The organism is Streptomyces sp. NPDC043876 (genome assembly GCF_056435825.1).
Map to the genome: position 1 here is coordinate 645,315 of NZ_JBWKDV010000003.1, position 25,065 is coordinate 670,379.

At 73.6% G+C, this 25,065-nt stretch carries 22 protein-coding genes; 11 read left to right on the forward strand and 11 right to left on the reverse strand.

Features of this window, described 5'->3' with window-relative positions; translation table 11 throughout:
- Nucleotides 1-51 precede the first annotated feature (51 nt).
- Both AC0693_RS12370 and AC0693_RS12375 read left to right on the forward strand, forming a co-directional pair.
- Nucleotides 52-1,350: a glycoside hydrolase family 6 protein gene (locus AC0693_RS12370; protein WP_478801673.1), complete on the forward strand. Its 1,299-nt coding sequence runs from the start codon at nt 52-54 to the stop codon at nt 1,348-1,350.
- A gap of 254 nt (nt 1,351-1,604) precedes the next feature.
- The gene (locus AC0693_RS12375; protein ID WP_478801674.1) at nt 1,605-3,041 is read left to right on the forward strand and encodes an endo-1,4-beta-xylanase; all 1,437 of its coding nucleotides are present in this window, start codon (nt 1,605-1,607) and stop codon (nt 3,039-3,041) included.
- Between the two features lie 73 nt (nt 3,042-3,114).
- Here the strand turns inward: AC0693_RS12375 and AC0693_RS12380 are convergent, their stop codons facing one another.
- From AC0693_RS12380 to AC0693_RS12390, 3 genes are all read right to left on the reverse strand, one after another.
- The gene (locus AC0693_RS12380) at nt 3,115-3,933 is read right to left on the reverse strand and encodes a YceI family protein (protein WP_469335677.1); all 819 of its coding nucleotides are present in this window, start codon (nt 3,931-3,933) and stop codon (nt 3,115-3,117) included.
- 97 nt (nt 3,934-4,030) lie between these two features.
- On the reverse strand, nt 4,031-6,406 hold the full coding sequence (locus tag AC0693_RS12385) for an MFS transporter (RefSeq protein ID WP_469316938.1): 2,376 nt from the start codon (nt 6,404-6,406) through the stop codon (nt 4,031-4,033).
- A 147-nt stretch (nt 6,407-6,553) separates the two neighbouring features.
- Nucleotides 6,554-6,985: a MarR family winged helix-turn-helix transcriptional regulator gene (locus AC0693_RS12390; RefSeq protein WP_478801675.1), complete on the reverse strand. Its 432-nt coding sequence runs from the start codon at nt 6,983-6,985 to the stop codon at nt 6,554-6,556.
- A 409-nt stretch (nt 6,986-7,394) separates the two neighbouring features.
- Between AC0693_RS12390 and AC0693_RS12395 the strand changes: the two genes are divergently transcribed.
- From AC0693_RS12395 to AC0693_RS12410, 4 genes are read left to right on the forward strand one after another with little or no spacing between them, the layout of a single operon-like run.
- Nucleotides 7,395-8,591 (forward strand): polyprenyl synthetase family protein, encoded by a 1,197-nt coding sequence (locus tag AC0693_RS12395; protein ID WP_478801676.1) that lies wholly within the window; start codon nt 7,395-7,397, stop codon nt 8,589-8,591.
- Nucleotides 8,588-10,174, forward strand: a complete 1,587-nt coding sequence (locus AC0693_RS12400) for a phytoene desaturase (RefSeq protein ID WP_478801677.1) — start codon at nt 8,588-8,590, stop codon at nt 10,172-10,174. Before AC0693_RS12395 ends, AC0693_RS12400 begins: the two co-directional genes overlap by 4 nt.
- The gene (locus AC0693_RS12405) at nt 10,171-11,154 is read left to right on the forward strand and encodes a phytoene/squalene synthase family protein (protein WP_478801678.1); all 984 of its coding nucleotides are present in this window, start codon (nt 10,171-10,173) and stop codon (nt 11,152-11,154) included. The genes AC0693_RS12400 and AC0693_RS12405 overlap by 4 nt, the downstream gene beginning before the upstream one ends.
- Nucleotides 11,151-12,149 (forward strand): Rieske (2Fe-2S) protein, encoded by a 999-nt coding sequence (locus AC0693_RS12410; protein WP_478801679.1) that lies wholly within the window; start codon nt 11,151-11,153, stop codon nt 12,147-12,149. The genes AC0693_RS12405 and AC0693_RS12410 overlap by 4 nt, the downstream gene beginning before the upstream one ends.
- Nucleotides 12,150-12,212: 63 nt before the next feature.
- On the opposite strand, the gene AC0693_RS12415 is transcribed toward AC0693_RS12410, so the two are convergent.
- The 5 genes from AC0693_RS12415 to AC0693_RS12435 form a co-directional block, all read right to left on the reverse strand.
- The gene (locus AC0693_RS12415; protein ID WP_478801680.1) at nt 12,213-13,760 is read right to left on the reverse strand and encodes an FAD-dependent oxidoreductase; all 1,548 of its coding nucleotides are present in this window, start codon (nt 13,758-13,760) and stop codon (nt 12,213-12,215) included.
- The gene (locus AC0693_RS12420; protein WP_469335272.1) at nt 13,757-14,467 is read right to left on the reverse strand and encodes a class I SAM-dependent methyltransferase; all 711 of its coding nucleotides are present in this window, start codon (nt 14,465-14,467) and stop codon (nt 13,757-13,759) included. The genes AC0693_RS12415 and AC0693_RS12420 overlap by 4 nt, the downstream gene beginning before the upstream one ends.
- Before the next feature lie 9 nt (nt 14,468-14,476).
- Nucleotides 14,477-15,688 (reverse strand): lycopene cyclase family protein, encoded by a 1,212-nt coding sequence (locus AC0693_RS12425; RefSeq protein WP_478801681.1) that lies wholly within the window; start codon nt 15,686-15,688, stop codon nt 14,477-14,479.
- Between the two features lie 159 nt (nt 15,689-15,847).
- Complete coding sequence (locus tag AC0693_RS12430; protein ID WP_478801682.1) at nt 15,848-17,410, reverse strand: S8 family peptidase; 1,563 nt, start codon at nt 17,408-17,410, stop codon at nt 15,848-15,850.
- A gap of 86 nt (nt 17,411-17,496) precedes the next feature.
- Nucleotides 17,497-17,835, reverse strand: a complete 339-nt coding sequence (locus AC0693_RS12435; protein ID WP_478801683.1) for an STAS domain-containing protein — start codon at nt 17,833-17,835, stop codon at nt 17,497-17,499.
- A 397-nt stretch (nt 17,836-18,232) separates the two neighbouring features.
- Here AC0693_RS12435 and AC0693_RS12440 point away from each other — a divergent pair, with 397 nt between their 5' ends.
- From AC0693_RS12440 to AC0693_RS12460, 5 genes are all read left to right on the forward strand, one after another.
- Nucleotides 18,233-18,514, forward strand: a complete 282-nt coding sequence (locus AC0693_RS12440; RefSeq protein ID WP_478801684.1) for a hypothetical protein — start codon at nt 18,233-18,235, stop codon at nt 18,512-18,514.
- A 145-nt stretch (nt 18,515-18,659) separates the two neighbouring features.
- Nucleotides 18,660-19,103 carry an STAS domain-containing protein gene (locus tag AC0693_RS12445; RefSeq protein WP_478801685.1) on the forward strand — a complete coding sequence of 148 codons (444 nt, stop codon included), beginning with the start codon at nt 18,660-18,662 and terminating at the stop codon, nt 19,101-19,103.
- 235 nt (nt 19,104-19,338) lie between these two features.
- The gene (locus AC0693_RS12450; RefSeq protein WP_468465717.1) at nt 19,339-19,692 is read left to right on the forward strand and encodes a MerR family transcriptional regulator; all 354 of its coding nucleotides are present in this window, start codon (nt 19,339-19,341) and stop codon (nt 19,690-19,692) included.
- A gap of 127 nt (nt 19,693-19,819) precedes the next feature.
- Complete coding sequence (locus AC0693_RS12455; protein WP_468465716.1) at nt 19,820-20,293, forward strand: DIP1984 family protein; 474 nt, start codon at nt 19,820-19,822, stop codon at nt 20,291-20,293.
- Nucleotides 20,294-20,743: 450 nt separating this feature from the next.
- Nucleotides 20,744-21,577: a PIG-L family deacetylase gene (locus AC0693_RS12460; RefSeq protein WP_468465714.1), complete on the forward strand. Its 834-nt coding sequence runs from the start codon at nt 20,744-20,746 to the stop codon at nt 21,575-21,577.
- Between the two features lie 506 nt (nt 21,578-22,083).
- On the opposite strand, the gene AC0693_RS12465 is transcribed toward AC0693_RS12460, so the two are convergent.
- The 3 genes from AC0693_RS12465 to AC0693_RS12475 form a co-directional block, all read right to left on the reverse strand.
- Nucleotides 22,084-22,305: a hypothetical protein gene (locus tag AC0693_RS12465; RefSeq protein WP_478743333.1), complete on the reverse strand. Its 222-nt coding sequence runs from the start codon at nt 22,303-22,305 to the stop codon at nt 22,084-22,086.
- A 248-nt stretch (nt 22,306-22,553) separates the two neighbouring features.
- A complete protein-coding gene (locus AC0693_RS12470) occupies nt 22,554-23,159 on the reverse strand; it encodes an NUDIX hydrolase (RefSeq protein ID WP_478801686.1) in 606 nt (201 codons plus the stop codon).
- Nucleotides 23,160-24,028: 869 nt separating this feature from the next.
- Nucleotides 24,029-25,033, reverse strand: a complete 1,005-nt coding sequence (locus tag AC0693_RS12475; protein WP_478801687.1) for an NADP-dependent oxidoreductase — start codon at nt 25,031-25,033, stop codon at nt 24,029-24,031.
- Nucleotides 25,034-25,065: the final 32 nt, after the last annotated feature.

A 25,065-nucleotide genomic window follows, 5' to 3' on the forward strand; every position in this document is an offset into this window, starting at 1 on the left:
GCCCGGCCCGCGCCACCCCACCCTCACCTCTGCCGGAGGAACTCCGTGCGCATGCGCATCCCCCTGTTCCGATCCGCCCTGAGCGCGGCCGCGCTCACCCTGCTCCTGGCCACCGCCACCACCGCCGCCCCGGCCTCGGCGGAGCCCGCCGCGCCGCCCGCCTCCCACACGCTGCCCGCGCACACCCGCTTCTCCGTCGATCCCGGCAGCGACGCGGCGCGCCAAGCCGTCACCGATTTCCTCCACGGAGACTTCGCGCGCGCCAAATCCATGGCGACGCTGGCCAGTTGGCCGGAGGCCACCTGGTTCACCGACGGAACCCCCGAGCAGGTCGAAACCCGGGTGCGCGAGCTGGTGCGCCGCGCCGAGCGCAGCCGGACCGTCCCCGTCCTGGTGGCCTACGACATCCCGCTGCGCGACTGCTCCCAGTACTCCTCCGGCGGTGCGCAGTCGGACGCCGCGTACCAGGCGTGGATCAGCGCCTTCGCCCGGGGGCTCGGCCGCAGCAAGGCCGTCGTCATCCTCGAACCGGACGGGCTGGCCAACCTCCCCTCGGACTGCGGCCCCGACAGTGACCCGACCGGCGCGATCACCACCGGGCGCTACGCCGACCTCAACCACGCGGTCGACGTGCTGGAGCGGCAGCCGAACAGCGTGGTCTACCTGGACGCGGGCAACAGCCACTGGCGCAGCGTCGGCGACATGGCGGGGCGCCTGCTGCGGGCCGGTGTCACCCGCACCCAGGGCTTCTCCCTCAACGTCTCCAACTACCTGGCGACCGAGCCGTCCACCCACTACGGCACCTGGGTCTCCCAGTGCCTCTGGTTCGCCACCAAGGGCCCCGACTGGGCCAAGGGGCACCCCGACTGGTGCGCGAGCCAGTACTACTCGCCCGCGGCGCCGAACGACGGGCAGCCCGGGAACGCCGTGAACGTGGACGACCCGGCCACCTGGCACTGGACCGACCTGTGGTTCCAGCAGAACGCCGGTACCCCGCCCGCGGCGGAACTCACCCACCTCGTCGTCGACACCAGCCGCAACGGCCGGGGCGCCTGGACCCCGCCCGCCGGCAAGTACGAGGGCGACCCGCAGACCTGGTGCAACGCGCCCGGCCGGGGCGTCGGCGACCGCCCCACGGCGAACACGGGCGTACCGCTCGTCGACGCCTACCTGTGGATCAAAACGGTCGGCCAGTCGGACGGCCAGTGCAACCGCAGCATCCCGGGCGGCACCGTCGATCCGGAGTACGGCATCGTCGATCCCGCCGCCGGTGTGTGGTGGCCCGAGCAGGCCGAGTCGCTCGTGCGGAACGCCCGCCCGGCCCTGGAGTTCAACACGGCCGTGCGCTGACCGAGACGGGTCCGCCGACCACCGAAAGGTTTTCGGCGGTACCTGTGTGGCCAGTCATGCCCTTTGATGAAATCGAGAGAACACATGTCGAAAACTTTCGAAACTGTTGACATGTTTCTGCCGGGTTTCCACACTGAGTCCCGCATGCGTCAACGCACTCGTCCGTCCACGCATCGCTGCGCAAGGCCTTCGTCCGCCGCATTGCGAACCTTCCGCCTTTTCCTGCCCTGCTTTTCCGTCCTGGAGGCTCCCTCATGGGCTTAGACGCCATTCCCCCGACCGCCCGCCGCCGCACGGCCGGCCGTTTCCGTACGGCCCTGGTCGCCGGCGTCATCGGCGCCGCCGCCGTACTGGGCGCGCCGCTGACCGCACACGCCGCCGCAGGCACCCTCGGCGCCGCCGCGGCCCAGAGCGGCCGCTACTTCGGCGCCGCCATCGCCTCCGGCCGCCTGGGCGACGGGGCCTACACGACGATCGCCGCCCGCGAGTTCAACTCGGTCACGCCCGAGAACGAGATGAAGATCGACGCCACCGAACCCCAGCGGGGCCAGTTCAACTTCGCCGCCGGAGACCGTGTCTACAACTGGGCGGTGCAGAACGGCAAGCAGGTGCGCGGGCACACCCTGGCCTGGCACTCCCAGCAGCCCGGCTGGATGCAGAGCCTCGGCGGCGGCGCGCTGCGCCAGGCGATGACCGACCACATCAACGGCGTGATGGCCCACTACAAGGGCAAGATCGCCCAGTGGGACGTCGTGAACGAGGCCTTCGCCGACGGCAGTTCGGGGGCCCGGCGCGATTCCAACCTGCAGCGCACCGGCAACGACTGGATCGAGGTCGCCTTCCGCACCGCGCGCGCCGCCGACCCGGGCGCCAAGCTCTGCTACAACGACTACAACGTCGAGAACTGGACGTGGGCCAAGACCCAGGCCGTGTACGCCATGGTCCGCGACTTCAAGCAGCGCGGTGTGCCCATCGACTGCGTCGGCTTCCAGTCCCACTTCAACAACGACAGCCCCTACAACAGCAACTTCCGGACCACCCTGCAGAGTTTCGCCGCCCTCGGCGTCGACGTGGCCGTCACCGAACTCGACATCCAGGGCGCCCCGGCCGCGACCTACTCCGCCGTGACCAACGACTGCCTGGCCGTCACGCGGTGCCTGGGCGTCACGGTCTGGGGCGTGCGCGACACCGACTCCTGGCGCTCCGAGCAGTCGCCGCTGCTCTTCAACGGCAACGGCAGCGCCAAACCCGCCTACACCGCCGTCCTCAACGCGCTCAACGCCGGCTCCTCCACTCCCACTCCGACCCCGACCGCCGGACAGATCAAGGGCGTTGCGTCGGGCCGCTGCCTGGACGTGCCGGCCTCCAGCACCACCGACGGCACCCAGCTCAACCTGTGGGACTGCAACGGCCGCACCAACCAGCAGTGGAGCTACACCGCCGCGGGCGAGCTGCAGGTCTACGGCAACAAGTGCCTGGACGCCGCGGGCACCGGCAACGGAGCCAAGGTCCAGATCTACAGCTGCTGGGGCGCCGACAACCAGAAGTGGCGGCTGAACTCCGACGGCACCATCGTCGGCGTCCAGTCCGGCCTGTGCCTGGACGCCGCCGCGAACGGCACGGCGAACGGCACCCCGGTCCAGCTCTACTCCTGCTCGAACGGCGCCAACCAGCGCTGGACCCGCACCTGATCCGCACCCGCGAAATGCCGACGGGCCGGGCACTCGCCCGGCCCGTCGGCGCGCCGCTGCCCGGCGCCGGCCGTCAGAGCGGCAGCGCGTCCCCCTGCACGGCCTGGATGTCCAGTTCCACCTTCAGGGTGGTGCCGATGGCGGCGATGCCGGCCTGGACCACCTGGTTGTAGTGCATCGCGAAGTCCTCGCGGTGCAGTTCCGCGGTGGCACGGAAGGCGGCCCGTATGCCGCCCCAGGGATCGGCGCCCGTACCCAGGTAGGCGAGGTCGAGGTCGACGGGACGGACGACCCCGTGCAGGGTCAGCTCGCCGTGGACGGTCCACCGGTCGGCCCCGACCGGGGTCAGGCCCGAGGAGCGGTAGCGGATCTCCGGATACGTCTCCACGTCCAGGAAGTCCGCCGACCTCAGGTGACCGTCACGCGTCGCGTTGCCGGTGTCCACGGACGCGGCGGCGATCACCGCCTCCACCCGGGACGCGAACACCTCCCCCGGGGAGACCTCGATCCGCCCGGAGAAGGAGGTGAAGCGCCCGCGCACGCTGGAGATGCCGAGGTGCTGCGCGACGGCGCCCACCGAGGAGTGCGCCGGATCGATCGTCCACGGCCCGGGCGGCGGCAGTTCGGTGCCGCCGGTGCGGGCCAGGACCACGTTGCCCACCTCGGCGCGGCCGCTCGCGGTCACCAGCGCGCTGGACGCCGCGGGCGCGTAGCCGACCGCGGTGACGATCACGGTGTACGCCCCCGGCGCGAGCGCGGTCGCGTCGCGCACGGCGCCCTCGCCGTCGGCCTCGGCGCGCACCACCTGGGCGCCCGTCGCGTCGGTCACCGTGACGACCGCGTGCGGTACGGCCCATCCGTCCCGCGTGCGGATCCGTGCGGTCAGTGCCATCCCGTTGTCTCCCTGTACAGCTTCTCGATGATCGTGCCGAACGTCCCGCCGGGACCGCGCCGGCCGGTGGGGGCGCGCCCCCACCGGCCGCGCACGGCTAATCGCCGGGGTGGGCGAGTTCGATGTCGTGCCCCTCGACGCCCGGACCGCCCACGGTCAGGGACGTGGCGACCGGCGGGTATCCGGTCGCGATGACGGTGTAGTCGCCGCCGCCGAGGTCGGCGAAGGCGTACGCGCCGTCCGCACCGGTCCTGGCCGTGCCGACGACGTTGCCCGCCGCGTCCACCAGCGTGACCCGGGCGTCGCCGAGCGGTCCGCCCGGCGCCCGTACGACACCCCGCAGCCGCGCGCCCGCGCTCAGTTCGACCGGCACGCTGGTGACACCGGCGCCGCCGATCTCGACGGGCAGCGCCACCGGGCGATGGGCGGGTGCGCTCACCGCGACGGTCACGGAGCCCGGGACCAGGTCGGTGAAGCAGTGCTCGCCGTCGGGTCCGGTGGTCCCGGTGGCCAGGACGTCACCGCGCACGTCGGTCACGATGACCATGGCGTCCGCGACGGGCGTCCCGGCCCCGGAGGCCCGTACGAGGACCCGCAGACCGCTGGTCCCGCTGAGCAGGATGTCGTAGGCGAGCGGCTCGCCGTCGACCACGATCGTGGAGGCCTGCGGCTGGAAGCCGTTGGCCGAGGCGATCAGGACGTAGGAGCCCGTTCCGGGTGCCTCGACGGCGTACCCGCCGTCCTCCCGCGCGACCGACCGGTCGAGCTGCCGCCCCGAGAGCGAGATCAGCGTCACGGCCGCCTGCGGCACGGGCGCGTTCTCGGCGCCGCGGACGTGGCCGCGTACCGGAGTGCCACCGGGTACGGGACCGGCATCCTGCTGCGGGATGGCGGCGGTGGGAGCGGACGGGGCGGTCGGGGCGGAAGCGGTGACCGGGCCGGATGCGTCGGACGGCTCGGTCCGGGCCAGGCCGCCCGCGGTCCGCAGCGGGACCTCCTTGATGAAGATCGTCACGAGGAAGGCGATCAGGGCCAGCGGGGCGGCGATCAGGAAGACGTCCGCGATGCCGTGCCCGTACGCGCTCTCCATCACCGTGCGCAGCGGCGCGGGGAGGCTGTTCATGTCCGGGATGCTGCCGCCGGTGTTGGCGGCGGCAGCCGCGGCCCGGTACTTCGGGTCGAGCGTGGCCAGTCCGTCCTTGGCGTAGTGGGTGATCCGGTTGGCCATGACCGCGCCCAGCGCGGAGACGCCGATCGCGCCGCCGAGGGACCGGAAGAACGTCACGGTGGAGCTGGCCGAGCCGAGGTCGGCGGGGGCCACCTGGTTCTGCGTGCACAGCACCAGGTTCTGCATCATCATGCCGATGCCGAGGCCGAGCAGCGCCATGAAGACGGCGATGTGCCAGTACTCGGTGTCGTAGCGGATCGTGCCCAGCAGGCCCAGACCGGCCGTCACCAGCACGCCGCCGCTGAGCAGCCACGCCTTCCACTTGCCGGTCTTGGTGATGACCTGGCCGGAGACGGTGGAGGAGAGGAACAGGCCGCCGATCATCGGGATGGTCATCACGCCCGACATGGTCGGGGACTTGTCCCGGGCCAGCTGGAAGTACTGGCTGAAGAACACGGTGCCGGTGAACATCGCGACGCCGACGAACAGCGAGGCGATCGAGGAGAGGGCGATCGTGCGGTTGCGGAACAGGCGCAGCGGGATGATGGGCTCGCTCGCCCGGCTCTCGACGAGCAGGAACAGCAGGCCGAGCAGGATCGAGCCGCCGACCATGGCGCCGGTCTGCCACGACAGCCAGTCGTACTTGTCACCGGCGAAGGTGACCCAGATCAGCAGCAGGGAGACGGCGGCGGAGATCAGGAAGGCCCCGCCCCAGTCGACCTTCACCTCGCGCTTGACGACGGGCAGGTGGAGGGTCTTCTGCAGGACGATCAGCGCGATGATCGCGAAGGGGACGCCGACGTAGAAGCACCAGCGCCAGCCGAGCCACTCGGTGTCGGTGATGACGCCGCCGAGCAGCGGGCCGCCGACGGTGGCGACGGCGAAGACCGCGCCGAGGTAGCCGGAGTACCGGCCGCGCTCGCGCGGGGAGATCATCGCGGCCATCACGATCTGGGCGAGGGCCGAGAGGCCGCCGACGCCGACGCCCTGCACGACGCGGCAGGCGATGAGCATGCCGGCGTTGTGCGAGAGGCCGGCGGCGGCCGATCCCAGGACGTAGATGACGAGGGCGATCTGTACGAGCGCCTTCTTGCTGTACAGGTCGGACAGCTTGCCCCACAGCGGGGTGGTGGCGGTCATGGAGAGCAGCGCCGCCGTGACGACCCAGGTGTAGGCGGACTGGCCGCCGCCCAGGTCGCCGATGATGTGGGGCAGGGCGTTGGAGACGATCGTCGACGACAGGATCGCGACGAACATGCCGAGCAGCAGGCCGGAGAGGGCCTCCATGATCTGCCGGTGGGTCATCGGCGCCGCGTCGTCGCCGCCTCCGTGCTTGGCGTGTGAGCCCCGCACACCGGTCGGTGTGGTGGTTGCCATGGGCTTCCTAACGTTCTTCTGCGGGTGTTCGGGCGTTCGGGCGTACGGGTGGGGCGGGTCCGGGGGACAGCCGTTTCAGCGGCCGTCGCCGAAGCTCGTGCGCAGCCGGCCCATGAGCTGGGCCAGCCGGTTCACGTCGTCGGCGGGCCAGTGGGCCAGGCGCTCGGCGAGGAGACCCGTCGTACGCCGGGAAAGTTCGTCGAGCTGCTCCTGGCCGGGGGCGGTGAGGCGCAGGATGCGCGAGCGTCTGTCGTCGGGGTCGGGGGAGCGGGCCACCCAGCCCCGGTCGGCGAGGTGTGCGACGTGGCGGCTGGTCACCGACATGTCGACGGAGAGCAGCTCGGCCAGCGCGCTCATGCGCATGGCGCCGTGCCGGCCGAGCAGCGTCAGCACGGCGGCGGAGGCCACCGGGCAGCCCCGGGGCAGGATCCGCCCCATGTCCCGCCGCACGGCGCCGATGGCGCTGAGCTCGCGCGCCAGTTCCTCGTAGTGCGTTCGTCCGGCCATCACACCTCCCACATGGTTGCTTCGGGCAACCGTAAAAAAAGTTGGTTGCTCCAGGCAAATCAAAAGGGGCGCTTGCGGATAAAAAGTTGGCCAAGGCAGGTATTGACTCCTTAAATGCCCAGCTCAGCGGCGCACCTACCCGCCGAAGCCGCAGCCATTCGTGCGACGTCCCCCGCCCGATGCGCCCCAACGGGTGGATCGCGGGACCCCGCGCGGTGACGGCCGCCGTGGCGGGGGACGGATGGCTGTGGCTCAAAGGGAACCCGGCCGAGCGCATCCGTCCGCCCGGTGCAAGCGGAACAGGGGGCAAGCGCCCCCTCACGATCCGGAGGACCAGATGCAAGCGAGGTCGGTCGCCCGACATCCCCTGCCCACCTCTCAACGGTCACACCCGCCCGTGCGTCCCGTCGTGGCCGCCACGCGCGCGGACTCCGTCGACGCGGACGTGGCGGGCGCCGTGGCGCGCGAGCTGAGGTCCGTCTGCGCGGAGCTCATGGAGGACAGCCGCGCCCTCGACGGCGTCTTCGCCGCCGACATCGCCGAACGGCTGTCCTTCTTCACCCTGGGGGGCGGCTCGCGCATCCGGCCCCGCTTCCTCTGGTGGGCCCTGCGCGCGTGCGGCGGCGGCGACGCGCAGGCCCCGGCGGCCCTGCGCGTCGCCGCCGCGCTCGAACTCATCCAGAGCTGCGCGCTGATCCACGACGACGTCATGGACCAGTCGGCCGTACGCAGGGGGCGTCCCTCCTTCCACCGCCGGCTCGCCTTCCAGTACGCGGCCGCCTCGGCCCCCCAGGGAGCCGGCCCCTCGACGTTCGCCGCGTCGGCCGCCGTGCTCGCCGGGGACCTCGCGCTCGCCCGGGCCGACGACCTGGTGGCCGCGGCCGACCTCGACCCCGCCGTGCGCGCCGACGTCCTGCGGATCTGGCGGGCCATGCGCACCGAGATGGTCGCGGGCCAGTACCTCGACCTCCTCGGCCAGACGACCGCGTCCCGCTCCGCCGCGCGGGCCGTCCGCACCGTCTGCCTGAAGACCGCCCGCTATACCGTCGAACGTCCGCTGGCCCTCGGCGCAGCGCTGGCGGGCGCCACCCCGGCCACCACGCACGCCCTGCGGGCCGCGGGCCGCTCCGCGGGCATCGCCTTCCAGCTGCGCGACGACCTGCTCGGTGTCTTCGGCGACCCGGCCGTGACCGGCAAGCCCACGGGGGACGACCTGCGCTCGGGGAAGGCGACCTACCTCGTCGCCCTGGCCCACGCCCGCGCGCGGGACACCGGCGCCATCGAGGTCATCGACCTGCTGCGCGCCTGCCGCGAGGAAGCCGACCCGTCCCCCTCGCTACTGGCCGCGGTCCGCGAAGCCCTGTGCGCCACGGGCGCCCCGGCCCTGGTCGAACGGCGCATCGCCCGCCTGGGCCGGGCCTCCGCCCGGGCCCTCGCCTCGGCCGGCCTGCACGGGCCCGCCGCGCGGCACCTCGCCGAGCTGCTGGACCGCGTCGCCTCGCCGCCCGCGCCGCCCGCGCCTCCTCGGGCTGCCGCGGCCACCCCGGCCGCCCCGGTCGACCCGGGCACCCCGGCCGCCTCGGCCACCGAAGGAGGGACCCGGTGAAGGCGGTCACGGGGCGCACCGACCACGTGGTGGTCGTCGGCGCCGGACTCGCGGGCCTCTCCGCCGCCCTGCACCTGCTCGGCGCCGGGCGGCGCGTCACCCTCGTCGAACGCGACCTGCTGCCCGGGGGCCGCGCGGGCCGCATCGACCGCGACGGCTACCGCTTCGACAGCGGCCCCACCGTGCTCACCATGCCGCACCTGCTGGAGGAGGCCTTCGCGGCGGTCGGCCAGGACATGGCGAGCCGACTCCCGCTGCGGCCGCTGCACCCCGCCTACCACGCCCGCTTCGCGGACGGCAGCAGCCTCGACGTCCACACGGGCGCCCAGGCGATGGAAGCCGAGATCGAACGTTTCGCCGGAGGCCGGGAAGCGGCCGGCTACCGGCGCCTGCGCCAGTGGCTGCACTCCCTCTACCGGGCCCAGATGGGCCGCTTCATCGACGCAAACTTCGACTCGCCCCTCTCGCTCCTGACCCCGGACCTCGCCAAGCTCGCCGCCCTGGGCGGATTCGGACGCCTCCAGCCGAAGATCGCGCAGTTCCTCTCCGACGAGCGGCTCCAGCGCGTCTTCTCCTTCCAGGCCCTCTACGCGGGCGTCCCGCCGGCCCGTGCGCTCGCCGCCTACGCGGTCATCGCCTACATGGACACCATCGCCGGCGTGTACTTCCCCGAAGGCGGCATGCACGCCGTGCCCACCGCCATGTCCCGGGCCGCGGCGGACGCGGGCGCCACCCTCCTGTACGGGGAGAAGGTCACCCGCCTGGAACGCCTGGGGGACCGGATCACAGCCGTCGTCACCGACCGCCGGCGGGTGCCCTGCGACGCCGTCGTCCTGACCCCCGACCTGCCCGTCGCCTACGGCCTGCTCGGCGCCCGGCCGCGCCGCCCCCTCGCCCTGCGGCACAGTCCCTCGGCCGTCGTCCTGCACGTCGGCACCGACCGGACCTGGCCCCAACTCGCCCACCACACCATCCTGTTCGGGGCGGCCTGGAAGCGCACCTTCGAGGAACTCACCCGCACCGGCGACCTGATGAGCGACCCCTCGCTCCTCGTCACCCGGCCCACCACCACCGACCCGGCCCTCGCCCCGCCCGGGAAGCACACCCACTACGTGCTGGCGCCGTGCCCCAACACCACCGTCGGCCCCCCCGCCGCCCACTGGGCGGAGCTGGGCCCCCGCTACCGGGGCACCCTGCTACGGGAGTTGGAGCGCCGCGGCCTCACCGGCTTCGAGGACGCCATCGACACGGAGGTCCTCGTCACCCCCGCCGACTGGACCGCGCAGGGCCACGCGGCGGGCACCCCCTTCTCCGTCGCCCACACCTTCCCCCAGACGGGTCCCTTCCGGCCCCGCAACCTCGTCCGCGGCGCTGCGAACGCCGTACTCGCCGGATGCGGCACCACCCCGGGCGTCGGCGTCCCCACCGTCCTGATCTCCGGCCGACTGGCCGCCGCGCGCATCACCGGCGTGCCCCGCGCGCCCCGCCGCACCGCCCCTTCCCGGCCCCTCGCCGCAGGTCCCCGGCCCCTCGCCGCAGGTCCCCGGCCCCTCGCCGAAGAGAGGAAAGGCAACCCCGCATGACACGGCGCGAACTCGACGCGGCGGCCATCACCGACCCCGCCCTGCGCGCGGCCTTCACCCGCTGCCGCCACCTCAACGCCCAGCACGGCAGGACCTACTTCCTCGCCACCCGGCTGCTCCCCGCACACCGGCGCCCGGCCGTGCACGCCCTGTACGGCTTCGCCCGCCTCGCCGACGACATCGTCGACGACCCGGCGGCCCCCGGCGACCGAGGGCCCCGGCTCGACGCCCTCTCCCGCGACCTCCGGACCGCCATGGACGGCGGACCCGGTCACCACCCCGTGGTGACCGCCGTCGCCCACACCGCCCACCGCTACCGCATCCCGCACCGGCACTTCGACGACTTCCTCGCCTCGATGCGCAGCGACCTGACCGTCACCGACTACGCCACCCTGGAGGACCTGCGGGGCTACATGCACGGCTCCGCCGCCGTCATCGGACTCCAGATGCTCCCCGTACTCGGCCACACCGCCCCGCGGGAGGAGGCGGCCCCGCACGCCGCCGCGCTGGGGGAGGCCTTCCAGCTCACCAACTTCCTCCGGGACGTGGGCGAGGACCTCGACCGCGACCGGGTCTACCTGCCCGCCGACCTGCTCGCCGCCGAGGGCGTGGACCGGGAACTGCTCCGGTGGAGCAGGCGCACCGGGCGGCGCGACCCCCGCATCGTCCGCGCCCTGCGGTCCGCCGCCGCGCTCACCCGGCGCTTCTACACCGCCGCGCGGCCGGGGCTGGACATGCTCGAACCCGTCTCGCGGCCCTGCGTCCGTACCGCCTTCATCCTCTACGGGGGCATCCTCGACGCCATCGCCCGCGACGGCTACGCCAGCGTCCACCAGCGCTCCGCCGTCCCCCTGACCCGGCGGGCGGCGGTGGCGGCCGTCGGCCTGGCCGGGATCGCCGCGGCCCGCCTGACGGCGCCCGCCGCCCGTATCCCCCGAACCGCACCCGCCGCATCCGCCGTCGAGGAGCCGTCCACGTGAGCCCGCGTCCCCCTCGCCGCCCCCGCCTCCCGGTCGGCCTGCGCCGCGACCCGGTGGCCTGGCACCGGCAGCGGCCCACCTGGCGGGACGCCTCGCCCGCGCTCATCGCCACCGCCCTGAAGGAGGCCCAGGCCCGGCCCACCGGCAACTGGTACGTCCTCGGGCCCAGTTCGGCCGTACGAGCCGACTCCGGCTTCGGTGTCACGGTCGGCGGCCGCGAGGTCGTGGCCTGGCGCGACGCCCACGGCGCCCTCGTCGCGGGCCCCGGCGCCTGCCCGCACCTCGGCGCCGCCCTGGACCGGGCCCCCGTCCGCTGCGGCACCCTGATCTGCCCCTGGCACGGGCTGGCACTGGACGGCGCGCCCTTCGCGGGCTGGAGCCCCCACCCCGCGCACGACGACGGCGTCCTGGCCTGGGTACGGCTGGACGCGCTCGGCGGCGAACCGCCCCTCGACGCCCCCGACGTGCCACCGCGCCCGGCCGCCGCCACCTCGCTGGCCGCGGTGTACACCGGCACGGGCATCTGCGAGCCCGAGGACATCGTCGCCAACCGCCTCGACCCCTGGCACGGGGCGTGGCTGCACCCGTACTCCTTCGTCGACCTGAGCGTGCTCGACGTCGGCGCCGGGACCGGTGTCCTCACCGTCCGGGTCTCGTTCAAGGTGGCCTCGCGCGTCGTGGTGCCCGTCACCGCGGAGTTCACCGCCCCCGGCCCCCGCACCGTCGTGATGCGCATCGTCGAGGGCGAGGGGGCGGGCTCCGTCGTGGAGACGCACGCCACGCCGCTGGGCACCGGCCGCGACGGCCGCCCCCGCACCCGCGTCGTCGAAGCCGTCGTCGCCAGCTCCGGCCGCCCCGGGTTCGCCGTCGCGCGCGCCGCGGCGCCCCTGCTGAGGCCGCTGATGCGGCGCACCGCGGGCCGGCTGTGGCGGGACGACCTCGCCTACGCGGAGCGCCGCTGGCAGCTGCGCGATACCGGCCGCTTCCCCGGCTGAACCGGTACCCGCCGCCGGGGGAGGGGCGGCCGCCCCGGCGGAACCGGTACCCGCCGGGCCCCCTCACCGCCGCGCGGCCGGCCGTTCGCCCAGGCCCGCCAGGGCCCTCGCCACGGCGGAGCGGCCCCGGGCCGGTACGGTCCACAGCGGCTCGCCCCGCACGCCCCACCGCTCCAACTGGGCACTGGCGGCCATGAACCCGCTCGTGGCGGCCCGTTCCATCAGGGCGACCGGCAACCCCGTACGCACCAGGTCGCCCGCCACGCTCACGCGGGCGTCGCCCGTGCGCACGCCCGGCCGCTGCCCGTACCCGCCGACGGCGAACAGTGGGCAGTCCTCGCGCCACTCGTGCCGCGCGTCCAGCACCTGCGCCCGCGCCGTCTCCGGGTACACCTCCCGCAGCCGCCGCAGCATCCGCTCCTCCACCTCCGCGCGCCGCTCGGCCGGGTCCACCGCGTAGGCGTGCAGCTCCACCACCGATCCGCCGGTCCGCAGCGCCCACCGGTGCGCCTCGCCCTCCCAGCGGTCCAGGACGCTGACGTTGTCGAGCCCGTCGTAGCCGCTGGTCCCCAGGAAGCCGTCCCGGTCTCCCGCCACCGGCCGCGACAGCCACAGCCGCGACACCAGGAACGGCGGCGTCGTCCGCAGGGCGCCGACCCGGGCCCGCCAGGCCGGGTCCACCAGCTCGGGAGACCCGCCCACCACCGACCGCAGACCGCCCGTGTCCAGCGCCAGGACGATCCCGTCGAAGCGCTCGGCCCGCTCGGCCACCACCTCCACCCGGTCCGCCCCCAGCGGGCGCACCTCGCGCACCGGGGTTCCCGTCCGCAGCTCCACGCCCAGGCCCTCCAGGTACCGGGCGAGGGGATCCCACAGCGCCTGCGGGAAGGGCTCGCGCGGGACGTCGAAGAGCAGCCCCTCGCTGGAGCCCAGGAAGTAGATGTGGAACATGAGCACCAGCTCGGCCGCCGACAGCGTCGCCGGATCCGCGAAGAAGCTCCGCGAGAACACCTCGAAGGCCAGGTGCTGCGCCGCCTCCGGAAAACGGATCCGGGCCAGGAACGCGCTCGCGCTCACCTCGTCCAGCGCCTCGTACACCCCCGGCACCCCCACGTCGAGCAGGGGCAGGGCGGCCCGGGCGTTCATCCGGCCGAGGTCGCGCCAGCCGAACGACGGGCTGCGCGCAACGAAGCCGAGCGCGCTGAGCGGCGGCGTGCGCGGGACCCGCGCGAAACCGTCCCGCCCGCCGTCGCGGTGGCGCAGCGGATAGTCGGGCAGCCCCGTCAGACCGTGCAGGCCCGGGTCGGTGCGCCGCAGCAGCGCCCGCAGGTTGTAGTACTGCCGGAAGAAGGCGTGGAACCCCCGGCTCATCGTCGCCGGCGACCCGTCCGCCAGCCGGGTCTCCCACCCGGCCAGCCGTCCGCCGAGCTGCGCGTCCCGCTCGTACAGGGTGACGCGCACGCCCCGCTCGGCCAGCACCGTGGCCGCCGCGAGCCCCGCGATGCCGCCGCCCGCCACCGCCACCCGCGGCCCGTCGGGCCCCACCCGCTCCCGGCCCCCGGCGACGCGCACCCGGTGCGCCCGCCGGTCGCGGCCCGGGTGCCCGCTCACGCGGCGACCCGGCCCACGAAGGTGTGCGTGATCCCCGTCTGCCACCCCGGCAGCGGCAGCACCCGTACGTCCGTGAACCCCGCGGCGCGCATGCGCTCCGCGAAGGCCCCCGCCGTGTCGAAGGCGAGCACGCTGCGCCACAGGTGCTCGTACAGCTCGCCGTCCCCGCCGGCCCGGCCCAGCGGCATGATCACCGCCCGGCACACCGCCGTCCACAGCGCCCGGTGCGCGGGTTTCCCGCTGAGCGCGTACTCGTGGACGGCGATCCGCGCGCCAGGTGCCATCGCGGCCCGTACCTGCGCGAGCGTCCGGTCCGGGTCGGGCACGTTGCGCAGGAGGTAGGCCGCGAAGACCGCGTCGAAGGGCTCCCCGCCGCTCACCTCGCCGAGCCGGTCGGCCGGGGCGTGGACGAACCGTACGCTCGCGGGCCACTCCTTGGCCTCGGCCCGGTCCAGCATGCCCCGGGAGGCGTCCACCCCGGTGATCGCGGCCCGGCCCGCGACCGACAGCAGCGCGGCCGTGGAGGCCCCGGTACCGCAGCCCAGGTCCAGGACCCGGGACCCGGCGCCCTCACCGGGCAGGCCCAGCCGGCGGGCCGAGCGGCGCAGGTGCCGGTGGTAGCCGGGATTGGCGCCGACCAGCAGGTCGTAGCGGCCGGAGGCACGGTCGAAGGCATGCGACAGGGCGTCGTCGCGCAGCAGTGACATGACAGCCTTTCAGCGGGGCCCCGGCCCTGCGGCCGGGGCGGTTCGGGGGAGGAAGGGCAGTTCGGCCAGCGAGCGCAGCATCGGCAGCACGGGGGTGCGCAGACCGATGCCGAGGTCCTCCCAGGGTGTCGTCGCGCCGTCCAGGAACCGCAGGACCCGCTCGGCGGGCAGTGACGCGAAGAGGTGGGCGAAGAAGGACGCGCCGTCCACCCGCCCGGTGTCGAGCGCCCGCAGCAGGACGGCGTCCATCGCGAGCGCCCTGCGCCCGTGCACGGCCGCGACGCGCGCGGGGGAGTGACCGGCGCGCACCGCCGCGGCGAGCCGGCGGCTCTGGCGCTGGACGGCGGCGAAGGTGTAGCCGGTGGACGGCCGGGTTGCCCCGCCCGCGGCCCCGACGACGAAGACCCGCCGCCCGGTGCGGCGCGGGAAACGGCCGTCGGTCATGGGGATCACCCCGTGCTCGCTCCCCTGGACGACGTAGGCGCCGAGTCCGAGCAGCGAGCCGCAGTAGTCGCGCAGGGCGCGGTCGTACGCCGCGTCGTCCAGGGTGGCGGCGGAGAACTCCGTGTACTCGACGAGCGCCTCGTGCGGGCCCAGGGGCAGGACGTAACCGAAGGCGAGCCCGTGGGGCGGCTGGGGGAGCCGGAAGTCCATCAGCGTCGCCGTACCCGGGTCGAAGACGGGCCGTGCGGTGCGCACGAACCAGCCCCGGAAGTGCTGGAGCAGTGTGGTCCTGGCCGCGGGCAGCCGCCGCGGCGGACGCGAGTCGAAGACGAGGCCGGAACGGACCTCCACGGGCGCCCCGGCGGCGTCGCGGCCACTGACCAGGGCCCCCTCGGCGCCGTCGCGGGCCGTCTCCACGGTCATCGGCCGGACCTCGACCCCGTAGGCGTCGAGCCGCCGGGCCATCGCCGCCTCGAAACGGTCCGACCTCAGCATCTTGTACCGGAACGGCCCCAGCTGCCGGTCGATGGCGGCGCCGTCCGGGGCGTACACGCGCAGCCGGTCCCAGCTCGCGGTCAGCATCTCGTCGTAGGGCCCGGCCCCCGCCTCCCAGTAGCACCAGGTCCGGTCGGGCGACCGCAGCGGACCCGGGGGCGCCTCCAGTACGACGACGCGCGGCGCCCGCGTCCCCGCGGGGAGCGGCTCGGCGAGCCGGGCGGCCAGGGACAGCCCGGCCGCCCCCGCCCCGACCACGGTCACCTCGGCGTCCCAGCCCACTCTCGCCCTCCCGCTCCGCGTGCCCACGTCCTTCTTCCGCGCCGCGCGGCCCGGCGGATGCAGCCGGTGCCCCCCGGGACCGCGGGCGGGGAAGGACGCGACGTGCGGGCCGCGATCCGGGCCCCGCCGCTCCTGCTCCTCTCTTACTCCATCAAGGGCTCAGAAGCGCAGCGCCCACGAGTCGATGTAACCCGTGTGGTCGCTCCGCGTGTCGAACACGCGCAGCCGCCAGACGCCGTTCGCGGTCTCCGAGGAGGCGTTGACCGCGTGGACGACGGTGTAGTCGGTCTCGATCCACGCCTCCCACTCGTCCTTGATCGGATAGGCCGTGCCGTCCGGAGCGATCACGTCGATCCGAAGGTCGCCGACGTCGGAGTGTTTGACGGCGATCTCGACGTCGAGGTCCGCCGGGGCCCGGCCGCTCACCCCGCTCACGGTCACCGGCGAGTAGACCGTGGCCAGATCGGCCACCGGGACGTCCGTGGTGTTCGCGAACCGCCTGCCCGGCGGCCGCTGCGCCGAACTCCCGCTGTATACAAGCCGGTTGGGGGATCCGGGACCCGGGTCGATGACCGATCCGGTGCTGGCGTAGCCGATGAGGGCGGCGCCGACCTGCGCCGGGGTCGCCGTCCGGTGGGTGGCGAGGTAGAGCGCCGCCGCGCCGGTGACGTGCGGGGTGGCCATCGAGGTACCGGACATGTCCATGTACCAGTCGTCCGAGAAGTACGCGGCCGAGGAGATGGAGTCACCGGGGGCGAACAGGTCCACCAGGGGACCGTAGCTGGAGTACGAGGAGCGGTGGTCGTAATCACCGACCGCTCCCACCGTCAGGGCCGTCTGGACCCGGGCGGGCGAGTGGCCCGAGGCATCCATGGCCTGGTTGCCCGCGGCCACCGCGTAGGTGAGGCCCGAGGCGATGGAGTTGCGGACGGCGGCGTCGAGCACCTCGTCGGGGTCCCCGCCGAGGCTCATGTTCACCACCGCCGGTTTCACCGCGTTGCGGGTCACCCAGTCGATGCCCGCGACCACCTGCTCCGTGGTGCCCTCGCCCGTGTAGTCGAGGACCCGCACGGCGACGATCTTCGTCTGCTTGGCCACGCCGTGGGTCGAGCCCGCGACCGTCCCGGCGACGTGGGTGCCGTGGCCGTGGTCGTCCTCGGAGGTCATGTCGTCGTCGATGGCGTCGTAGCCGTAGGAGGCGCGTCCGCCGAAGTCCTGGTGCGTGATGTGGACGCCCGTGTCGACGATGTACGCCGTGACGCCCTGGCCGGACGAGTCCGGGTAGGTGTAGGAGGTGTCCAGCGGCAGGCGGCGCTGGTCGATCCGGTTCAGCCCCCAGGAGGGCGGGCTCGGCTGGGTGGCGTCGAGCCTCAGCTTCCGGTTCTGCACCACCTGGGCGACGTCCGGGTCCGCCGCGAGCCGCCGGGCCTGGCGTTCCGTCAGCGTGGCCGCATAGCCGTTCAGTGCCGCGTCGTAGGTACGGGTGATCCTGCCGCCGGCCCGGTCGACGACGCTGCGGCCGCTCGCGGTACGGGACGTCGCGCGGCCCGGGGCCAGGAGGACCAGGTAGCTCCCGGCGACGGCGTTCGGCGCGCCCGCGTAGCGGACGGTGCCTTCCGGCGGACCGGCCGCGGAGGCACCGGAGTTCAGGCCGAGCGCGAGCGCGGCGGCCAGGGCGAGAACGGCGCCGCAGCGCCGCCGTAAGTGCTCTCTCGTGGTCATGGCTGCCAGGCTGGGCCGCGCCGCCGCACGGCACAAGGGGGCGTGCGCCAGGGGTGGTTCGGGGGGCGGCGGGTGTCCGGTCGTGGTCAGTCGTGGCCGGACGGCTCCAGCAGAACCGCGGCCGTGCCGGTCCGGTGCAGAAGACTTTTCACCAGGGGCGATTCCACCCCGACGACCTTCAGGGCGACGTCCTTCCCGCGTGCCCGGCGGCGGGCTCCCAGCAGGACGCCGAGCCCGTAGCAGTCGCAGAACTCCACCTGGCCGAAGTCCACTTCCACGACGCGGGCGCCGTCGGACAAGGCCTCGCCCAGCGCCGACCGCAGCCGCGGAGCGCTCAGGATGTCGATCTCCCCCGCCACGGCGACCCGCACGCGTCCGGAGTCGTGCCGGGTGACCGTGGTCGCGATGTGCGGTGTTCCTGCCATGGCCTCCAGACCTCCCTCTCGTCACCGGTGCGGGATGTACCCACTGTGGTAGAACCCGGGATGATTTGTGTCAAGGTATGCAAAACGGGGGGCGCCTGGGAGTGCTTCGCCCATGACGGCGTGGCCGTGCCCTCTCCCTGCACACCGGCCGGGACCTCGCCCTGCCCGGACCGCGGCCGCCGCTGGGTGGGCCGTCTGATGGCCTGCAGGCTCATCCCCGGGGGCCGGAGCCGGTCGGCACGCCGCGGGAACAGGTGACCGAGGGCGCCCTCCACCGGCCCGAACGGCAGCCGCGGTAGCCGCCGGGGCGCGCCTGCCCGTGAGGTGACGGTATGGTCGCGTGCCGTCACGCGGCGGGGGCGGGTTCGTTGGCCTGGGTATGGAGTACAGAACCGTTTTGCCGACCCCGTACCCCGAGCACGTCCCGTACGGCCGGCTCGCCCCCCGGCGGCGGCACGCCCGCCAGTCCGCGGGGTCGGGGCCGGCCTCCGAGGCGCCGCCGCGCGATGCGCCGCTCCCCGGGGCGGGGATCCCCGACGTGCCGATGGGGGAGGCCCCGATCTACGAGGCGCTGGAGCGGGAATGGCTCGCCGCAGGACGCGAAGTGCCCCGCCGCGGGATCCCCTCGGGAGGCCGGCGACCTCCCGGGGACGGCGAGGACCTGTTCCGCAGGGCATGAGGATCCCCGGTCCCCGGCGCCACGCGGGCGGTGCCCGGGTGCTCCTCTGGCCGTTGCCGGACGGCGCGGACGTCGTTTCGGCCATCCGGTGCCCCGATCGGGGCGGACGCGCATGAACTGCGCTGGTCGGGGTGAAGTGGAACGCATGGATTTCCAGATGATGATGAGGCGCCACGGGACGACCGTGTACCTCGCCCCGGCCGGTGAACTCGACCTGGAGACCAGATCGGCTCTCGACGAGGTGCGGGCCCGCCTCGCCGACGGCGTCACGGCGGTGTCCTGCGACATGCGGAACGTGCCCTTCCTTGATGTCTGCGGCCTGCACGGGCTGCTCGACTTCGCCCGCCGCCTGGAGGCGCGCGGCATCACGTTCTCCGCCCACGGCTGGCAGCCCCAGCCGCGCCGCCTCCTGGACCTCACCGACCGGCTGTGCCCGGCCGCCGACGGCCGCGGCGGCGTCCCCACCCCCACGCACCTGCTGCGTCGCCCGCTGAGCGCAGCGGCCTCCGCCCCGCGCGGGGCGGGAGCGCCCGCCGCGACCCTGCCCCGGCAGCCCGCGCCGCCCCGGGCAACCCCGATACCTTCCTGAAGCGCACGCGAAAATCTCTATTCGCTGGCATAGACATTCGCCGGTGAGGTGGCTATGGTTTCTCTTGTAGCCAGCGAGACCGCAGAGCCCGGCAGAGACGGACGAACTGCTGAGATGAACTGCCGGGCAGCAGGTAGCAGTACCGGTACCAGCGGTACCACCGTGTAACTGTTCCTTCGGGGCCCTGGTGCCGTACGGCACCAGGGCCCCCTCCACGCATGCGACGAGGCATCCCATGCAGAAAGCGAAAGACACGGGAGACGATCCGTTCGACCGTCTCGAAGACGACGACTTCCCCGCCTACACCATGGGCAGGGCCGCCGCCATCCTCGGCACCACGCAGGGCTTTCTCCGGGCCCTCGGCGAAGCCAGGCTCGTCACCCCGCTCCGCTCCCCGGGCGGACACCGCCGCTTCTCCCGCTACCAGTTGCGCATCGCCGCACGCGCCCGCGAACTGGTCGACCAGGGCATACCCATCGGAGCCGCGTGCCGCATCGTCATCCTGGAAGACCAGCTGGAGGAAGCCCGGCGCATGAACGCCGCGTACGGCGGCCGCACATCGGACTCCGCCTCGCCGCAGGTGTCCTGAGTCCGGCCCCGCCGATGCCGTGGGCCACCGCCGGGGCCCCGCGCGCCGTACCGCCGGGCGCCCCCGTGCATACTTGCCGGACGATCAGCAGGACGCAGCGGTGGCAGGACGTCAAGGTGATGACGCGGTGAAATTGGCAGAGGCGCTCGCGCAGCGCGCGGAGGCGGCGCGGCGGGTCGAGCAGCTGCGGGCCCGGGTCGTCGGCAGCGCCCGCTACCAGGAGGGCGAGGAACCCGCCGAGAACGCGGCGGACGTCCTGGCCCAGGCCGGAGAGGTGCTGGACGAGCTGGAGCGGCTGATCCGCCAGATCAACCGGACCAACTCCACCGCGCTCATCGAGGGCGGCGGCACCCTCACCGACGCCCTCGCCCGCCGGGACGTCCTGCGGCTGCGCCACTCGGTGACCACCGCGGCCGCCGATGCCGCTTCCGGACGCGACCAGCGCGGAGGCGTACGGCAGCTGCGGTCCGAACTCCGTATCCTCGCGGCCCTTCCGGTCGCCGACCTGCGCGCCCAGGCGGATCTCATGGCCAAGGAGATCCGCGAGGTGGACAGTCTGATCCAGCGCACCAACTGGGAGATCGACCTCATCGAGGACTGACCGGCCCGGTCCTCACCGGACCGGGACCGGCGCCACGAGCAGGGTGTGGGAAGCAGGTAGTCGCCGCGGAGGCGTGCACACACCGCGGGCCGGCGGTTCATCCGGCCCTCGGCGCGTGAAGAGCAACGCAGGGGTTCGATTCCTCACCAACAATGCAGCTCAGCACCGCGTACAAGTGACAGTGCACAGCGCACAGTTCATCACCATGTGCAGATCCGTACGACGAGGGCGGGAACGGGGCGCCCCACACCCGGTGCGAGGGGCCGTGCAACCCACGGCCCCTCGCACCACACCTCCCCGCAGGCCGGTCGCGCTCTGCGGGGCCGGACCGCCGCGGCGGGAACAGACGGCCGGGTGGGCGGGTTGCACCGACCGAGGGGCCGACCCCGTACGGGCGGGCACCACGGAGAGCACCCGAACCACGACGTTTGTCTGCAGGAGGACTTTTTCATGACGGACCGGCCCTTGACGCTCATGGCAGTACACGCCCACCCCGACGACGAGGCCACCGGGACCGGAGGGGTACTCGCGCGGTACGCGGCGGAAGGCATCCGCACGGTCCTCGTGACGTGTACCGACGGCGGGTGCGGAGACGGCCCCGGGGGTCTCAAGCCGGGCGACCCCGGACACGACCCCGCGGCCATCGCCGCGATGCGCCGCCGCGAACTCCGGGCGAGCTGTGACGTCCTGAAGATCAGCGACCTGGAGACGCTCGACTACGCGGACTCCGGAATGATGGGCTGGCCGAGCAACGACGCCCCCGGCTCGTTCTGGCAGACCCCCGTGCAGGAGGCCGCGGCCCGACTCGCGGACCTGATGCGGCACTACCGGCCCGACGTGGTCGTCACCTACGACGAGAACGGCTTCTACGGTCACCCCGACCACATCCAGGCCAACCGCATCACGACGGCGGCGCTGGAGATGACCGGGCTGACGCCGAAGGTGTACTGGACGACGATGCCCCGCTCGGCGATGCAGCGGTTCGGCGAGGTCATGCGCGAGTTCGAGGAGGACATGCCGGAGCCGGATCCCGCCGAGGCCGCCGCGCTGGCCGAGATCGGCCTGCCCGACGACGAGATCACCACCTGGGTGGACACCGTCGCCTTCAGCGGCCAGAAGTTCGACGCGCTGGCCGCGCACGCCAGCCAGGGCGAGAACATCTTCTTCCTGCGGATGGGCAAGGAGAGGTTCGGCGAGCTGATGGGCACGGAGACCTTCGTTCGCGTGAAGGACACCACCGGCGCGGCCCTCCCCGAGACCGACCTCTTCGCCGGCCTGCGCTGACCCACCCCGGCGACGAAGCCAACAAAGCACCGCTCGCGGGCCCGCCCCGGCCCGCGAGCACCGTCGGCCGCCTCAGCGTCCGGCAGGGACATCGCCCCCGGCCCCCTGCCTGTCGAGGTACTCGACCAGCCCGCGTTCGCTCCGCCTGAGCCGCTCCGCCTGCTCCCGAGGCAGCGAGGCCAGCGCATCGACGAGCACGCGCTCCCGGGGCACGTAAACCATCGAGCCGGAGTAGACCCGGCAGCCGGAACACCACGCGACCCCGACGCACCGCTCGAACGCGGAGGACTCAGGCGGGTGGAAGCGGTACTGATGGGCGCGGACCGGCGTCCCGCACACACCACAGACGAGCCGCTCCCCGTCGGAGACCGTCTCCCAGGCCGATACCTTGCGCCAGTACCAACGTTCGGCGTGTGCTCTTCACATCGTCATGCGGCCCATTCTCCCTCACCGCGCGAGACGAGCGGCGCCGGGGCGGGACGCCCCGGAGGGTGCGCATGCCGAATTCACGGGCGGGGGGCGGCGTTGAGGCGGCGCAGGGTGCGGCGGGCGCGCTCGGTCACCTCCGGGTCGCCGTGGCTGGTTCCGTAGGAGATGCCGGAAACGGCGTCGAAGGCGGCCTCGCACTCCAGGCGCCGCTCCTCTTCGGAAGTGAGTTGTCTGCCGTAGCCGTCGAGGAACGCGGCGCGCAGATCCGGTCGGCCGGTCCAGGTGTCGCTCAGCCGCACCAGGTCCCGCGTTACGGTCCCGTACTCGGACCGCTCGAAGTCGAACAGCTGTGGTGCGCCACGTCGCCGTCCAACAGGTACGGCCGCGCGTCCTCCAGGTGCCGCCCCACCTTGCCTGCGGCCGTCGTGCACCCGGCTGGCCGCTCGGGCGCGGTGCCGTGAAGGGCACGGACGAGACGACCCCAGACCCTGCTGGAGGCGAGCCTCGTCCGTGGCACCGAGGACCGTGCCGTGCAGTGTGCGTCCGGTCAGCGCGGTGACGACGACGGCCTGCCCCGGGGCGTCCGCAGCGACGAGCCGGGGCTCGGCTGTCCCACCCCGGCCGTCGGCGGCCCGGCCAGCAGGGTGGTGCGGTCGGGCGCCTCCCGGGCGTACTCGATGGGGTCGCCCGGCTGCTGGAAGTGCACCGCTGCGGGGAGGCCGGCGCGGTAGGCGTCCAGCCCGGCGCGGCAGTAGGCCACCATCGGTTCCGGCAGTCCGCCCTCCAGCGGGAACCAGCGCATGTCGTCACACCGGTCCGGTTCCCTCACCGCCGGATGCCCCGACCACCGGCGGACCTCGAAGAACACGCCGATCCGGCTCCCGGCGCCGACGGGGGGACGGTGGTGGACGGTCACCGCCGCCGTGACGTCCTCGGGGTCGATGAGGACGCCGGTCTCCTCGCGCGCCTCCCGGATGACGGCCGCGACGATGTCCTCGCCGGGATCGAGATGGCCCGAGGGGCAGTGGTAGAGCCCCGTCGCGTACACGGGGCCGGCGCGGCGGGACAACAGGATCTCCGGGCCCGATTCGCCGTCGCGGCGCAGGATGAGGTGGACGTCGACCGGCACGGTGTGCCGGGGTCCGCCGCTCACCGCGCGGCCTGGGCGGCGCGTGCGCCGGGGGCGGGGGAGGGGTGTGAGAGGGGCATGCGTTCAACTCCTGGTTCGGCCGTCCTGCGGAAGCCAGGACAGCACGCTCTTGCCCGACCGCGCGGCCAGTTGGTACTGGTGCTCTCGTTCGACAGGTGCCCCCCCGCTGTCGGTAGCTGCTGGCAAGATCGGCTCCGTTGGCACGTCCTGCGGTGCGACTGCATCCACGTCCTGGGTCGCCCTCGGTCAGGGACAGCTCGGTCGGCGGTCCCTTGCTCTGGCCGGAAGGGGAGCCGTGGCCGCACTGCGAAGACGCGCACCTGCACGTGGACAGTGGATTCCGCCAGTCGCCGACCGACGTGCGGCTGAAGAGACGCTTGCAGTTCCGGCGGCGCCCCGACCTCGAGTGTGCCCTTGGCTCAACTGTTCCTGCGTGACGTACCCCTGTTGCGGCCGCCCGGGCAGGCCGATCTGCTGCAGATTCTCTGGTGTCCGTACGAGCACGATCCGGATCACAAGCCGTCGACCGCACTGTTCTGGCGGTCGGCCGCGGAGGTCGGCGATGTCCTTACCGCACCACCGGAGCCGTACGAGGCGGACCATCCGGGGTACGTGCCGGAGCCGTGCGTGCTGGCGCCGGAAGCGATCACCGAGTACCCCGACAGCCTGGACCTTAGCCCGGAGTTGCGGCGGACGCTGGAGGGCGGCCCAGGACCCCTCGCAGCCGACGGGGGGTGGAAGTGGGCAGCACGGACAACATGCAGATCTACGTCTGCCCGACCTCACCCGAGCATCCACACACCGACCTGATCCAGTGAGATGTCCGGCTTGCCTCACGCTCTCGGTGGTCGGGCGGCTGGTTCGTGCGGCTCTCATTCCATCGTGATGACGACCTTGCCGGCCTTCGTCCGCCCCTGCTCCGCGTACTCCAGCGCCTCACGGGTCCCGTCGAAGGGGAAGACGCGGTCGACGACGGGGCGGATGTCCCCGGCCTCCACGAGCCGGGTGAGGTGCCGCAGTTGGCGGCCGTCGGCCTGCATGAACAGGAAGGAGTAGGTGACGCCCCGGCGCTTGGCACGGCGCCGGGTCCGCAGGCTCAGGGCCTTCATCGCCTGCCGCACGAACGGGTTCGCGCCCAGTTCGCGGGCGAAGCCCGCGTCGGGAGGTCCCGCGATGCTGATGACCTTCCCGCCGGGCCGCAGGACCCGCAGGGACTTCTCCAGGGTCGCGCCGCCGAGGGTGTCGAGGACGACGTCGTAGCCGTCCAGAAGCTCCTCGAAGTCCTGGGTCCGGTAGTCGACGACGACGTCCGCGCCGAGTTCCTTGACCAGCGCGGCGTTGGCCGCGCCGGCGGTGGTGGCGACATGTGCGCCGAGATGCCTGGCCAGTTGGACGGCGATGGTGCCGACGCCGCCCGAGCCCGCGTGGATCAGGACCTTCTGGCCCGGCTGGAGCCGTGCCCTCTCCACCAGCGCCTGCCACGAGGTCAGGGCGACCAGCGGCAGGGAGGCGGCCTCCGTCATGGTGAGAGTGGCCGGCTTCGGGGCGAGGTCGTTCTGGTGGACCGCGATGAGTTCGGCGAAGGCGCCGATGCGGTGCGCGTCGGGCCGGCCGTAGACCTCGTCGCCCACCGCGAAGCGGGTGACGTCCGCCCCCACCTCGGCCACGACTCCGGCGAGGTCGTTGCCGAGGACGAGGGGGAACCGGTAGGGGAGGATCGCCTTGAAGGCGCCGTCGCGGATCCTGAGGTCAAGCGGGTTCACGCTCGCCGCGCGGACCCGGACCAGGACGTCCTCCGCGCCCACCCGCGGGTCCGGGGCCTCGGTGATGCGCCCGCCGCCCTCGTCGCCGTACCGCTCGATCGTGAAGGCCTTCATCGGCGTCTCCGTCGTCCGTCCGTGCTCGTCGG

Bases quoted from the DNA above. Each gene is read 5' to 3' on its own strand.
- AC0693_RS12405 (WP_478801678.1), top strand. From the start codon at position 10,171: ATGACACGGCGCGAACTCGACGCGGCGGCCATCACCGACCCCGCCCTG.
- AC0693_RS12420 (WP_469335272.1), bottom strand. From the start codon at position 14,467: ATGTCACTGCTGCGCGACGACGCCCTGTCGCATGCCTTCGACCGTGCC.
- AC0693_RS12390 (WP_478801675.1), bottom strand. From the start codon at position 6,985: ATGGCCGGACGAACGCACTACGAGGAACTGGCGCGCGAGCTCAGCGCC.
- AC0693_RS12445 (WP_478801685.1), top strand. From the start codon at position 18,660: ATGGATTTCCAGATGATGATGAGGCGCCACGGGACGACCGTGTACCTC.
- AC0693_RS12430 (WP_478801682.1), bottom strand. From the start codon at position 17,410: ATGACCACGAGAGAGCACTTACGGCGGCGCTGCGGCGCCGTTCTCGCC.
- AC0693_RS12380 (WP_469335677.1), bottom strand. From the start codon at position 3,933: ATGGCACTGACCGCACGGATCCGCACGCGGGACGGATGGGCCGTACCG.
- AC0693_RS12475 (WP_478801687.1), bottom strand. From the start codon at position 25,033: ATGAAGGCCTTCACGATCGAGCGGTACGGCGACGAGGGCGGCGGGCGC.
- AC0693_RS12385 (WP_469316938.1), bottom strand. From the start codon at position 6,406: ATGACCCACCGGCAGATCATGGAGGCCCTCTCCGGCCTGCTGCTCGGC.
- AC0693_RS12460 (WP_468465714.1), top strand. From the start codon at position 20,744: ATGACGGACCGGCCCTTGACGCTCATGGCAGTACACGCCCACCCCGAC.
- AC0693_RS12435 (WP_478801683.1), bottom strand. From the start codon at position 17,835: ATGGCAGGAACACCGCACATCGCGACCACGGTCACCCGGCACGACTCC.
- AC0693_RS12370 (WP_478801673.1), top strand. From the start codon at position 52: ATGCGCATCCCCCTGTTCCGATCCGCCCTGAGCGCGGCCGCGCTCACC.
- AC0693_RS12375 (WP_478801674.1), top strand. From the start codon at position 1,605: ATGGGCTTAGACGCCATTCCCCCGACCGCCCGCCGCCGCACGGCCGGC.
- AC0693_RS12450 (WP_468465717.1), top strand. From the start codon at position 19,339: ATGCAGAAAGCGAAAGACACGGGAGACGATCCGTTCGACCGTCTCGAA.